This is a genomic window from Phocaeicola dorei (genome assembly GCF_013009555.1).
GTDB classification, from domain to species: Bacteria; Bacteroidota; Bacteroidia; order Bacteroidales; family Bacteroidaceae; genus Phocaeicola; species Phocaeicola dorei.
Genome location: NZ_CP046176.1, coordinates 612,899 through 627,048 on the forward strand (window position 1 = coordinate 612,899; position 14,150 = coordinate 627,048).

The following is a 14,150-nucleotide window of genomic DNA, read 5'->3' on the forward strand; positions in this document are numbered from 1 at the left end:
AGTGAATTATGAAAATTTTAAATATAAAACGTACAGTATTGGCTTCTTTGGGAGCAATAATTTTGAATGGGGCAACGGTGTCTTGTTCTGATATTTTTGATAAGCAACCTTTAGATAAAGTTTCTGACCAAACTTTTTGGAAAAATGAAAAAGATGCGATAATGGCTTGGACAGCTTGTTATAATCATGGCAGTGGTTGGGTTAGTAATACTTTCTGGGCTCCTAGAACTATGCTTTGGCTAGATTTAATGGCTGGTTTTGGCGGTGAAGGTGAGGGGCGTCCTGACGGTGTGACTGATGGTTCTTTAACATCTTCTTATTGGGTGACAAATGAATATTGGAGTCAGACTTATAAAACTATTGTAACTTGCAATAATTTTTTGGATCACATTGATGATATTGATATGGATACCACAATTAAAAAACGAATGATTGCAGATGTTCGTACATTACGTGCTTATCATTATTTTTATTTAGCTACGTTTTGGGGAGATGTTCCTCTTGTGACTACTGTGCTCTCAATGGAAGAAGCAAATAGTGTAAGTCGAACTCCGGTAAATGAAGTATGGAGTTTTGTAGAAAATGAATTAAAAGAAAGTGCTTTGTCGCTTCCTGTGACTTTGCCTGATTCTGAATTAGGGAAAATGACTCAGGGAACAGCTTATGCCATTTTGGGACGTGTGTTGATGGGACAGAAAAAATGGGCAGATGCTGCGTCTATTTATAAAAAGATAATAGATTCGGATGTCTATATTATTGAACCGGATTTTCAAAAACTATTTTGGGAACAGAGTGAATATAGCAAAGAAATTCTTTTAGCTTCACAATATGTAGAAAATGATTTTTACCATGTATTGCCGCAATATTTATATCCTCAAGCAAATGGTGGGTGGCATTCATATAATCCTTACAATGAATTAGTAAAGAGGTTTGAATGTATAGATGGAGAAACTATTGAGGAATCTCCTTTATATGATGAAGATAATCCTTATGATAATCGTGATCCGCGTTTGCTTTATACTGTAATGGTTAATGGCAAAAGTTCATTTCAAGGAAAGGTTTTTATTTCAGACCCTTTTAGTGATTCTCCTGATCGTTTTGGAAGATATGCTGTATGGACTGGATATTGTATTGCAAAATTTTTGGATGGTGGTTTTGAAGGAAATTTAATGAACTATGGTGGTAACTTTACGCTGATTCGTTACCCGGAAATCTTATTAAGTTATTTGGAAGCTAAAATGGAGGCCGGTGATGTGATAACACAATCTTTATTGAATGAGACAATAAATAAAGTGAGAGGGCGTGCTTCTGTTAATATGCCAGCTGTAACAGAAACAAATGTAGATGCATTAAGAAATATAATTCGCAGAGAACGTACTGTGGAATTTGCATTTGAAGGCTTGCATTATTATGATATCTTAAGATGGGGTACGGCATCAGAAGAGTTGAACAGACAATTTACAGGAATGAAGTTGACAACAGATCCTGAAAATTATACAGCCAGTGCAGTAGATGAAAATGGCTATGCTATTTGTTCTAGAAGAGTATTTACTCCTGGTAAAAGCGAGTTATGGCCCATACCTTTATCTGAAATTCAGTTAAATCCTAATCTAGTTCAGAATCCAGGATATTAAGTTTTATAAAAGGGTGTATTCAAAATTTTGTCCAACAATTATAGGAGCTTTTATTTTGTGTACACTCTGTTTTTAATTATAAATAAATTAGTAAAATAGAAAAAGAAGAGAACATGAAATTACTGAAAATATTATGTTTGGTATTCATTGTCGTGCTATTTAGTGCATGTCAGCCCACAACACTGGATACAGTATCTCCTGATGGAAATCTAAAAATAACAGTGAAACCTGTAATGACTAATTCTTATGGGGAGATAGTTTTTACAGTGAGTTATAAAGGAGATAGTATTCTTTGTCAATCCAAATTAGGGATTGAAACTGAAAAACAAAAGTTCACAACAAATCAGAGAATAAAGTCGGTTTCTGATATAAAATATATAGTTGATGATTATAGGATGATAACTGGCAAACGGAGTCTTTGTATAAACAAGGCTTCTGAGAGAACCTATTTTTTGGAAAATGATAAAGGACAGATTTTGAGAGTCATATTTAGAGTATATAATGACGGGATTGCTTTTAAATATAATCTTGACACTATTGTAACACGAGAACATATTATTGATGAATATACTACCTACACTATACCGAGAGGAACTAAAAGATGGATGCAACAATATGACGTTTCTTATGAATGTTTTTTCCCGATGTCAACTGATGGAAAGTTGGTTGGGCATCCAGAGGTTAACCTTTGGGGATATCCTGGACTTGTAGAGCCACGAGATTCTGTATTTATGTTGATAACGGAAGCCAATATTAGACGTGGTCATTGTGGCTCTCTTTTATATAATGGAGATAATCCAGATAATTATCAAGTACGCTTAGCAGATAATAATATGCTTATGCAAGCATCGTCATGGGACTCTCCTTGGAGATTACTTATTGTTGGAACATTGGCGGATGTTGTGGAGTCTACATTGGTGACAGATGTTTCTGATCCTTCTAAAGTGAGAAATACGGAATGGATAAATAGTGGTATAGCATCATGGATATATTGGGCATATAACCATGGTACAAAGGATTATCAGAAAGTCAAGGATTATACTGATTTGGCTGCTGATATGAAATGGCCTTATACTTTGATTGACTGGGAATGGAATGAAATGGGGAATGGAGGAAATATTCAAGATGCTGTAAAGTATGCTTTGAAAAAAGGAGTTAAACCGTTAATGTGGTATAATTCTAGTACTGCTTGGATTGGCCCCGGCCCTCTTTTCCGATTAAATAAAAAAGAAGATAGAGAAAGAGAGTATAAATGGTTGAGTGATATGGGAGTTGCAGGTATTAAAGTGGATTTTTTCTCAGGTGACAGCGTTACTACAATGAATTATTTTATTGATTTGCTTGAAGATGCGGTACAGTATAAATTAATGCTTAATTTCCATGGAGCTACCCTTCCTCGTGGATGGCAACGTACTTATCCTCATATGATGTCAGTTGAGGGTGTATATGGTGCGGAATGGTATAATAATAATTCGATGCTGACCGAGCGGGCAGCAGAACATAATGCAACTTTACCTTTTACAAGGAACGTAGTGGGACCTATGGATTATACTCCGGGAACATTTTCTGATTCGCAGTATCCACACATTACTTCCTATAGCCACGAGTTGGCATTACCAATAATTTTTGAATCAGCTTTACAACATATGCCGGACAAACCTTCTGTTTATTATGCATTGCCAGAGGAAGTCCGGAAACTTCTATCGGAATTACCAACTTCGTGGGATGATACAAAACTTTTATCTGGTTATCCTGGTGTGGAAGTGGTAATGGCACGACGCAAAAGCGATGTTTGGTATATTGCAGGTATTAATGGTACTGATGAAGCTAGAATGCTTTCTGTAAGATTGGAGGAGTTGTATAATAAGGGAGATAAAATAACTTTGTTTAGCGATGGCTCTTCTGATAAAGATATCTTTATAGAAAAAAATATTATATTATCTGAGAAAACACAGAATATGGAAATAAAATGTCTTCCTCGTGGTGGATTCGTGATGGTCTTAAATTATGATATATAAAATATAAATTTAGATGGTTTAGTTGTATGTTAGCTGATAAGGATATGATAATAAAAGATTAAATTTATAGTATTTTGTCGTGAATTTTTAATATTTACAGTCATGTTTTTAAAGTCTGAAAATGTCAGAAATATGGTTATTGAACAAAATTCATTTGTTCAATAACCATATTTTCTTTATTAAGTACTTAATTAAACCGACAAGTTGCAAATTCTTGAATTTCTTCCTAGCTTTGTATTCGTTTGTTTTTAACAGGAGTACTTGCGTGAAGAATATGAAAAACATAGGAAGGATATTATTACCAATCATTATTTTGTTATTGACTGTGCGGATAAATGCCGTTCCGGTCAAAGCATTTGATATGATAGTAAGAAGCCTTCCTAATTCGGAACAGTTGCCGACCAAAGAATTGCTTTGTATTTTCCAGGATTCGGAAGGATATATGTGGTATGGTACTGAGGGGGGAGGCTTGTGCCGTGATGATGGATATATAGTGAAAGTATTCCGTTCTGATTTCAAGAATCCGGGAGTCTTGGAAAACAACAGTGTGACGTGTATTACTGAAGACAGTGAAGGGAAAATATGGTTTGGAACGAAGCGTGGTGTCTATATTTTGTCAAAAACAGATTATGAGATAAGGGCACTTGCTGATGAAACGATAAAGAGTTGGACTATAACTACAATGACAGCGACGTCTGATGGTATGATCTGGATTTCGACTAACAGGCACTTGTTTCGATACAATGCGTTAGGGGAAAGAACTGGAAAATACATTCTTACATGGAAAGGACAGGAGAATACCGTCAATTCTATTTATGAGGATAAGAAAAAGAAAGTTTGGGTAACTCAAGCAAAAGGTGGGCTTTTTTGCTATGATAAGGTAAAGGACTCTTTTATTTCATATCCTTGGCCCTATGAAGAGTATCCCACAAGCATGACGGAAGATCATAACACCCCGTATTATTGGGTTACTACTTGGGGAAAAGGTATTGTACGTTTTGATCCCAAGGCACAGGATACAGACAAAATGTTTGGATTGCAAACAGTGGATAATGCGTCTTCTAACTCCGATACCCGAAAGCTTCATCATATCATACAAGATTCTGTTAAGGGATATTTGTGGGTGACTGCGGCAGATAACTTATATGCCTATAAAATAACGGCCGATGCATCTTTGGATAAGGTAGATCTCTCTCGTTTATTATCAGCTGACAGGAAAATCCTCACAAAGATTCTTTCCGATCAATCCGGAAACTTATGGGTGACAGGTTATTATCCTTCTTCTTTCATTATTTCTTTTCTTCCTAATGAAGTGCTTCCTTTGTCTATGGAAGGGGTAAAGCAAAATTTGGGGGTAATCGCGTCTCCTATGCAGTTTTCTCAAGAGAAAAATTATTATTGGATCAGGCAAAAGAAATTGGGACTATATGCTTATGATCCCCAGAGAGATCGTATATCTGTTGTTGAGAATGACAGGGAGCTCTCTTTTTTCTTTGAGAGGCCATCGGACAGAGAGGGACTCTATATGGTAAGGGATCATTCGGTAATTTTAATTCGGTATAAAGAGAACCGGCTTTTTGAATCCATCGTATGTGCCATACCCATTAAACAAGGTGAGCGTATCCGTGCTTTGCATGATGACCACCATGGAAATCTTTGGATAGGGACTACTTACCATTTATTTCGGTATAGCTTGGAGGAAGACCGATTGACTACAGTTTGTGATGATGTTAGTTTTATAAATGCTATCGTTTCGTCTAATGAAGGAGTTGTTTATTTTGCAACTGAAAGTAGAGGGTTGTGGAGAATTTCCGGAGAAAGCCGGTTGCAAATAAAGGATACTGGAGAAAATTATTCGGTATTGACTGTCGCTCCGGACAACAATCTTTGGGTGGGTACTAAACAGGGTAACGTGTATAGTTATTCTCCGGATACGAATGATTTTATTTCCCGGACAAAAGATTGTGGATTGACAGGGGATGCTGTTTTGGATATAAAGTCGGATGACAATGGGAATCTTTGGATTCTTACATCACAGCGGGTGATGGTCTATCATCCCGGAACACATATCTTTAATATGATGTCTTGTACTGATTCTTGGATAAATTTGGAAGATTTCCAATCATTGTATAAAGACCCTCGGGGAGAAATGAGCGTGGGTGGACGAGGTGGAATTGTGACTTTTCCTCACTATAACGAAAAAAAGAGGAGGATACCTGAGCCCGTGGTGCGTTTGACATCCATCAAAATGAATAACCTCTCTGAAATAGGAGTGGATAATCAAGAGAAAATAAGACTGTCCCCTCACGAGAGGAATGTGGAATTGTTTTTTTCAACTTTTGATCATTTGAATACAAATAAGGTAAGATATGCTTATCGTTATAAACAAAGAAACGATAAGTGGGTGACCTTGCCGGCAGGGAAAAATAGTATCGGCTTGTCTGATTTGTCAAAGGGGGAATTTGAACTGGAAGTTCGTGCTACAGATGAAAACGGACTGTGGAGTAAGAGTACATTGACGGTTATGATCCAGTGTCTGCCTGCTTGGTATGAAACAGGTTGGGCGTATTTGTTTTATGTACTTGTTGTTTTATCGGTTGTTTGGGGATTGGGCCGGATGTATATGAAATTACGGAAGCCCATTGTTGCACAGACTGTTCTGCCACTGGAACAAAATCCGGAGCAAAGGCATGAGATAGATCCATTGCCGGAAGAAGAGAAAGTAGAAGCGAATTCTATTTCAGCATCTGATGAGCAATTAATAAAGAAGGCATTGGACATGGTTGAGAAGAACCTTAGTAATCCTGAATATTCCATAGAAGATTTAAGTAGGGATATGTGCATGAGTCGTGCCACTCTTTACCGGAAGATTACATCTATCACCGGAAGTTCGCCTTCTGATTTTGTGAAGAATGTACGTCTTCGTAAAGCTGCGGAATTATTGAAAGAGGGAGGTCTTTCCATTGCTGAGATAGCTGATAAGGTTGGTTTTAATACACCTAGTTATTTCACAAAATCATTCAAGAAACTGTTTGGGGTATTGCCTACACAATATAAATAAGCTTATAACGGGCTCTGTCGTTTTATTTTGCAACATTTGTTCCATATCTTGCAACGTGTGAACGGTTTGTATCGAAGAGTGTTTTCTACTTTTACAACCTATAAAGAATATGAACCAATAATTAATTAAAAACGATTTGTTGGATATGAAATGTATTTTGTTGTTTTTATCGTTAGTCTGCTCGTTGAGTGTGAGCGCACAGTATTGTTCAGAAGTATGGTCTCCCGACAATGGGGACGGTACCTATACCAATCCTGTGATAAATGCTGATTATAGTGATCCCGATGTGGTAGCTGTAGGCGATGATTATTATCTTACAGCCAGTTCTTTTAACTGTATGCCCGGGCTACCTATTTTACACAGTAAAGACCTTGTTAATTGGGAGATAATAGGTCACGCCTTGCGTAGCCAGTTTCCTGATTCTGTGCGCACACAACATGGTATGGGTGTATATGCTCCGAGTATAAGATATCATTCAGGCGAATTCTATATCTATTGGGGAGATCCCGATCGGGGTATTTTTATGGTGAAAACCAAAGATCCTGCAGGTGAATGGGAAAAACCGGTGATGGTGGTTGAAGGTCTCGGGTATATCGATACGACTCCGTTGTGGGATGAGGATGGTCGTTGTTATCTTGTCAATGGATGGGCTAACAGTCGTATAGGTTTTAATGGTGTGCTTACTGTACGTGAATTGTCTGCTGATGGTACACGCGCCATAGGTGAGCCATGTATTGTATTCGATGGTGATGCTACAGGCAATGTTACTACCGAAGGGCCTAAGTTTTATAAGCGTGACGGCTGGTATTGGATTCTTTGTCCTGCCGGTGGTGTAGCTGGAGGCTGGCAGTTGGCTATGCGCAGTAAATCGCCTTATGGTCCATATGAATGGAAACGTGTATTGGAACGCGGAAAAACCACGATGAATGGACCTCATCAAGGTGGATGGATACATACAAAATATGGTGAAGACTGGTTTATACATTTTCAGGATAAAGGTCCTTATGGCCGCGTGTGTCATTTACAACCTGTCGATTGGAGTAGTGGATGGCCTGTTATGGGGAATGCTGGTGAGCCTTACTGGAAATTCCGTAAGCCGAAATCAGATAGTAAGACTATAGTTAATCCTGTGGAGACTGATGAGTTTGATTCATCAAAACTTGGTATGCAGTGGCAATGGCAAAATGATTATAAAGAAAGTTACGGGCAAGCTACAAGTATGGGGTTTTTCCGCCTGTTTACGTATGCATTACCTGAGCTTGGAGATGTCAGTAATCTGTGGTATGTACCGAATATGCTATTACAGAAAACACCGGCTGATGAATTTACAGCTACCACAAAGCTGAGTTTTTGTTCGCGTAATTCAGACCAGTATGTTGGTCTTGTCTGTATGTCGGCCGAATATTCGTCTGTGGGTCTGCAACGTACCGAGGACGGTTACGAGTTACAGATACGCCATAATCCGAATGCCATGCGTACTCACTTGACTGATGAGGTGTTAACTGTGGATACCTTGAAACCCACACAAAAAGGAACTCCACGTAAGGGACGTCCTGCGGAGATGCATATAAAGGATGTGTACCTACGCATGAGTATAAAAGACAGCAAGGTGAACTATGCCTACAGCATTGATGGAAAGAAATGGAAGAAGGCTGGTGGCGAGTATGCTATGGGCAAAGGACGTTGGATAGGTTCAAAAATAGGATTTTTTGCCGTTGATCCAAATAAGACCGGTCGCAAAGGATTTATTGATATCGACTGGTTCAGGATTTCCCGATAGCTACTCTGTAGTCGTATCTTGCAACATTTGTTCCACATCTTGAAACGTGGGAGCGGTTTGTATCAAGGTGGATTTTCTACATTTGCTGTTGATAAATCAATGAATAATACCATGAACAGACAGAATTTACTTATTTTATTATGTATGCTTTTGCTTTTTCCCGTATCCGGACAGAGCAATAACCGTGAGAAATATAATTTTAACCCTGGATGGTTGCTTTATATCGGAGATACGCCGGGGGCGGAAAGAACGGATTTTTCCGATGAAAACTGGAAAAAAATTACTTTGCCCCGGGCTTTTAATGAAGATGAGGCATTTAAAGTACATATATGGGGAATGACGGATACTATAGCCTGGTATAGAAAACATTTCAGGCTCCCTAAGACTGCAAAAGGGAAGAAGGTCTTTATTGAGTTTGAGGGAGTACGGCAGGCGGCGGATTTCTATTTGAACGGCAAGCATATAGGATTGCATGAAAATGGGGTGATGGCGGTAGGCTTTGATCTGACTCCGTTTCTGAATTTTGGTGGAGAGAATGTGATTGCTCTCCGAACAGACAATGACTGGAGGTATAAGGAGCGTTCGACTGGAAGTTTGTTCCAGTGGAATGATAGAAATTTCAATGCCAATTATGGAGGAGTACCTAAAAATGTATGGTTGCACATTACTGATAAATTATACCAGACCTTGCCTCTATACAGTAATTTACAGACTACAGGGACTTACATCTATGCATCCGATATTAAGGTAAAGACCCGTGAGGCGGTTGTTCATGCAGAGTCACAGGTGCGGAATGAGTATGGCAAGTCCGTTCATGTGGATTATGAGGTGAGCATTTATGATTATGATGGAAAAAGGGTCAGTACATTCCGGGGACAACCGACGACAATGCAGTCCGGAGAAACAGTTGTATTGAAAGCTTCTGCACCGTTAAAAGATCTTCATTTTTGGAGTTGGGGCTATGGCTATTTATATGATGTGAAGACTACCCTGTTGGTGAATGGCCGTCCAGTGGATGAAGTTGTTACCAGGACAGGTTTCCGCAAGACTCGTTTTGGAGAAGGAAAAGTGTGGCTCAATGACCGTGTGTTGCAGTTGAAGGGATATGCGCAACGGTCCAGTAATGAATGGCCGGGAGTAGGAATGTCTGTACCGCCTTGGATGAGTGACTACTCTAACGGATTAATGATTGAGCATAATGCCAATCTTTTTCGGTGGATGCATGTCACTCCCTGGAAACAGGATGTGGAATCTTGTGACCGTGTGGGGGTGATACAGATGTTGCCTGCAGGAGATGCGGAAAAAGATGTGACCGGCAGACGTTGGGAACAACGGAAAGAGTTGATGAGGGATGTCATTATTTATATGCGTAATAATCCAAGTATTTTATTTTATGAATCGGGAAATGAATCAATCAGCCGTGAGCACATGGTTGAGATGATTGCCATACGGGATCAGTATGATCCGTACGGAGGAAGGGCGATAGGTTCCCGGGAGATGCTGGATATTCGTGAGGCTGAATATGGTGGTGAAATGCTTTATGTGAATAAAAGTGAACATCATCCTATGATTCAGACTGAATATTGTCGTGATGAGGGGTTGCGTAAATATTGGGACGAATATAGTTATCCGTTTCATAAACAGGGAGATGGTCCTTTGCACAAAGGACAGGATGCCGGAGCATATAATCAGAATCAGGACAGGCTGGCTGTGGAGTTTGTCCGACGTTGGTATGATTTGTGGCGTGAGCGTCCCGGAACAGGCCGGCGTGTCAATTCAGGAGGTGCGAAGATTGTGTTTTCCGATACGCAGACTTATGGACGTGGTGCCGAGAATTATCGCCGGAGCGGTGTGGTGGATCCGTTGAGAATCCCTAAGGATGGCTTCTTTGCACACAAGGTAATGTGGGACGGATGGGTGGATGTGGAAAACTATCATACTCATATTATTGGTCATTGGAATTATACTCCGGATGTGAGAAAACCTGTTTATGTGGTTTCATCGGGAGATGCAGTGGAACTGTTTGTAAATGGAAAATCCAAAGGTTTCGGCAGACAGGATTATCGGTTCTTGTTTACTTTTGATTCTGTGCAATGGGAGAAAGGGACGATTGAAGCCATATCTTACGATGAACAGCATAAAGAATTGAGCCGTCATTCTCTTCAAACCGTTGGAGAGCCTGAACGGTTAAAACTGACCTTGATGCATAGTCCGCAAGGCGTCTTTGCCGACGGCGCTGATATAGCTATGGTGCAGGTGGAAGTGGTGGATGGCAATGGAGAACGATGCCCGTTAGCTAATCATAAGATAAAGTTTGATTTACAAGGCCCGGCTGAATGGAGAGGAGGAATAGCACAGGCGGCAGATAATTATGTGTTGGCAAAAGAACTTCCTGTGGAATGTGGTATAACACGAGTGATGATCCGCTCGACAACGCAACCGGGAAATGTGGTGCTGAAGGTGGCTGCGGAAGGGTTGGCTTCAGAAGAAATAGCTTTCAGTACGCAGCCGGTAGAAGTTAAAAATGGCTTAAGTACCTTTTTCCCTTCCGTTGGGTTGCCTAGCCGCTTTGACCGTGGTGAAACTCCGTCCTCGCCCTCTTATAAAGAGACCAAAGTTGATGTCAGAGTGGCTGATGTTACAGCCGGAACAAATCAAAGGGATGCAGGGAAAAGTTTTGATGACAACGAATTGAGCGAGTGGAAAAATGATGGCAGGTTGAACACCGCCTGGATTACATATAAATTGGAAAGGCGTGCGGAAATAGATGATATCTGTATCAAACTGACCGGATGGAGGCAGCGTTCTTATCCGCTTGAAGTATATGCCGGAGAACACTTGATTTGGAGCGGGAACACGGAGAAAAGTTTGGGATATGTTCATTTGATGATTGACCGTCCGGTACGTTCTGATGAGATAACCATCCGTTTGAAGGGGGCTACTCAGGATTCCGATGCATTCGGCCAAATCATAGAAGTTGTGGAACCCAAGGCCGGAGAGCTTGATCTTTTCAAAGCTGAAGGAGGCAAGAAGGTACACAATGAACTCCGGATAGTTGAGGTGGAATTTTTAGAAACTTTGAATCAGTAATTTCAGAAATTAAGAAAATACGTCTATATTTACATCAATTATAAAATATCTTTTTATGAAAAATATATTCATAGGGTTGATAGCTGTTTGGGGGCTTTTTCTCGTTTCATGTGAAACAAGGGAGCCCATGGCTGAAGTAATAGAAAGAGGGCTGGAGGTTTCCAAACGGCAAGCTGTCTTTTTAGCGAAGGAAGTGGAAAATCAGAAAGGAAGGCTTCCACGGACTTATGAGGGTGGTGAACTGAAAACATCCGATTACCGGGCATGGATTTCCGGCTTTTTCCCGGGAGTGTTATGGTATTTGTATGAGAATACGCCTACGGATGAACTGAAAAGATATGCGGAACTATATACAGAACGGGTGGAGTCTGCCAAGGATATGACCACCACCCATGATTTAGGATTTATGTTATATTGTAGCTTCGGAAACGGATATCGGTTGGCAAAGAATCCTCATTATTTAGAGGTGATGACTGTAGGAGCGGAATCCTTGGCAACTCGTTATGATGAGCGGGTAAAAGCTATCAAATCGTGGAATTCAAATGAAAAATGGCAGTTTCCCGTCATTATTGATAATATGATGAATCTGGAATTTTTGTTTTTTCTTGCTAAGACAACGGGGGAAAAACGTTTGATGAATATGGCTGACAGTCATGCACAGACCACTCTTCGACATCATTTTAGAGATGATTATAGTTGTTATCATGTAGTTTCTTATGATACGCTTTCCGGACAACCACATTTTAAAGGTACTCATCAGGGGTACGCCGACAATTCGGCATGGGCCAGAGGACAGGCATGGGCGCTGTATGGCTATACCATGATGTACAGGGAGACCGGAAAGACCGAATATTTGGAACAGGCGCGGAAAGTAGCTTCTTATATTAAGAATCATCCCAATTTGCCGGACGATAAAATACCTTATTGGGATTTTGACGCACCGGATATTCCTGCTGCTCCCCGGGATGCATCCGCCGCTGCTGTTATGGCATCGGGACTTATTGAACTGAGTCAGCTGGATAAAAGTAAGGAAGGAGCGGATTGGCTGGAGCTGGCAGAAATGCAGATTCGTTCTTTGTCCTCTCCGGAGTACCTTGCCGAACCGGAAACCAACGGAGGTTTTATCTTGAAGCATAGTGTGGGAAATTATAATAAGAATTCGGAAGTAGATGTTCCCCTGTCTTATGCAGATTATTATTATGTCGAGGCTTTGTTACGCTTAAAAAAACTACAGAATGAGAACTAGGAATTGTTTGTTGATTGCTTTTTGTTTTATTTTTTTGTGTGGAAAACTGTATGCTCAGCCCACAGGTAGTGAGGACCGTATGTACTGGGTGCAGACTTTAACAAGGATTGCTGATCCTGTGTTGGTCAATCTCAGTCAGGGCACGTTGAAAAAGAATATGCCGTTTGAGTCACTGTCTGATGAACCTTTACGTAGAAGTGTTTCCTATCTGGAAGCGGTAGGAAGAACCGTTTGCGGTATTGCTCCTTGGCTGGAACTGGGACCTGATGATACTCAGGAAGGAAAGTTAAGAGAAAGGTATATTCAACTGGTGGTTAAAGGACTGAAACAGGCTGTCGATCCGCAATCAGCTGATTATTTGATGTTTGATAACCGTCATTCCCAGCCCTTGGTAGATGCGGCTTTTCTTGTACAAGGTTTGTTGAGAGCTCCCAGACAACTTTGGGGAAATCTGGATGTGGATATTCAAAAAAAACTGGTGTATGAGTTGAAAAGAACGCGTGGCATAAAGCCTAATGAGAGTAATTGGTTGCTTTTCGCTTCGATGGTAGAAGCGGCCTTGTTGGAATTTACGGGGGAATATGATAGTCAGAGATTATATTATGGTGTAAACCGTTTCATTGATGAATGGTATAAAGGAGATGCCTGGTATGGAGATGGGGCAGAATTGCATCTGGATTATTATAACAGTTTGGTCATCCATCCGATGTTGACGGATGTATTGTATGTCATGAAAAAGCATGGATTGGAGCGTGCTGAGTTCTTGGAACGCCAATTGGTTCGTCAACAACGAATGGCTGCCCAGCTTGAACGGATGATCTCTCCGGAAGCCACTTATCCTGTAGTGGGCCGTTCTATCGTGTATCGTTTTGGCGCTTTTCATGCGCTTTCTCAAATTGCTTTGTTGGACAAGATTCCTCAGCCTCTTTCCAAAGGACAGATCCGTTCTGCTCTGACAGCTGTTATGCAGAGGCAGATATCTATGCCCGGTACTTTTGATGAAAACGGGTGGCTGAGAATTGGTTTTTCAGGCAGTCAGATAAATATGTCCGAACCTTATATAAATACAGGCAGTCTGTATATGTGTACAGCGGTCTTTTTGCCATTGGGACTTCCGGCAAATCATCCTTTCTGGACTGAGCCTTATAGTGAATGGACTAACCTGAAGGCATGGAAAGGTGTTGATGTAGGGGCGGATAAGGCTTTGAGAAAAGGTTAGGTGTTTATGAAAAGAAAAGTAACTTAACTTATTTACCCGGGTAAGTCAACTTAAATGCCGAAGTAACTTAACTTACTTGGTCTATGAAGATAGCTTACTTTT

At 40.4% G+C, this 14,150-nt stretch carries 7 protein-coding genes; all 7 read left to right on the forward strand.

Going from position 1 to position 14,150, the window contains the following annotated elements; genetic code table 11:
* Nucleotides 1-8: 8 nt before the first annotated feature.
* The 7 genes from GKD17_RS02490 (at nt 9) to GKD17_RS02520 (ending at nt 14,048) form a co-directional block, all read left to right on the forward strand.
* Complete coding sequence (locus GKD17_RS02490; RefSeq protein ID WP_007836553.1) at nt 9-1,634, forward strand: RagB/SusD family nutrient uptake outer membrane protein; 1,626 nt, start codon at nt 9-11, stop codon at nt 1,632-1,634.
* A gap of 113 nt (nt 1,635-1,747) precedes the next feature.
* The gene (locus tag GKD17_RS02495) at nt 1,748-3,652 is read left to right on the forward strand and encodes a glycoside hydrolase family 97 protein (RefSeq protein WP_007836552.1); all 1,905 of its coding nucleotides are present in this window, start codon (nt 1,748-1,750) and stop codon (nt 3,650-3,652) included.
* A gap of 274 nt (nt 3,653-3,926) precedes the next feature.
* On the forward strand, nt 3,927-6,713 hold the full coding sequence (locus GKD17_RS02500; protein ID WP_032936401.1) for a two-component regulator propeller domain-containing protein: 2,787 nt from the start codon (nt 3,927-3,929) through the stop codon (nt 6,711-6,713).
* Nucleotides 6,714-6,858: 145 nt separating this feature from the next.
* A complete protein-coding gene (locus tag GKD17_RS02505; RefSeq protein WP_008655724.1) occupies nt 6,859-8,493 on the forward strand; it encodes a glycoside hydrolase family 43 protein in 1,635 nt (544 codons plus the stop codon).
* Between the two features lie 111 nt (nt 8,494-8,604).
* On the forward strand, nt 8,605-11,583 hold the full coding sequence (locus GKD17_RS02510; protein ID WP_007840541.1) for a glycoside hydrolase family 2 protein: 2,979 nt from the start codon (nt 8,605-8,607) through the stop codon (nt 11,581-11,583).
* Between the two features lie 55 nt (nt 11,584-11,638).
* Nucleotides 11,639-12,829: a glycoside hydrolase family 88 protein gene (locus tag GKD17_RS02515; protein ID WP_007836543.1), complete on the forward strand. Its 1,191-nt coding sequence runs from the start codon at nt 11,639-11,641 to the stop codon at nt 12,827-12,829.
* The gene (locus GKD17_RS02520) at nt 12,819-14,048 is read left to right on the forward strand and encodes a DUF2264 domain-containing protein (protein WP_007836541.1); all 1,230 of its coding nucleotides are present in this window, start codon (nt 12,819-12,821) and stop codon (nt 14,046-14,048) included. Before GKD17_RS02515 ends, GKD17_RS02520 begins: the two co-directional genes overlap by 11 nt.
* The last annotated feature ends 102 nt before the right edge of the window (nt 14,049-14,150 follow it).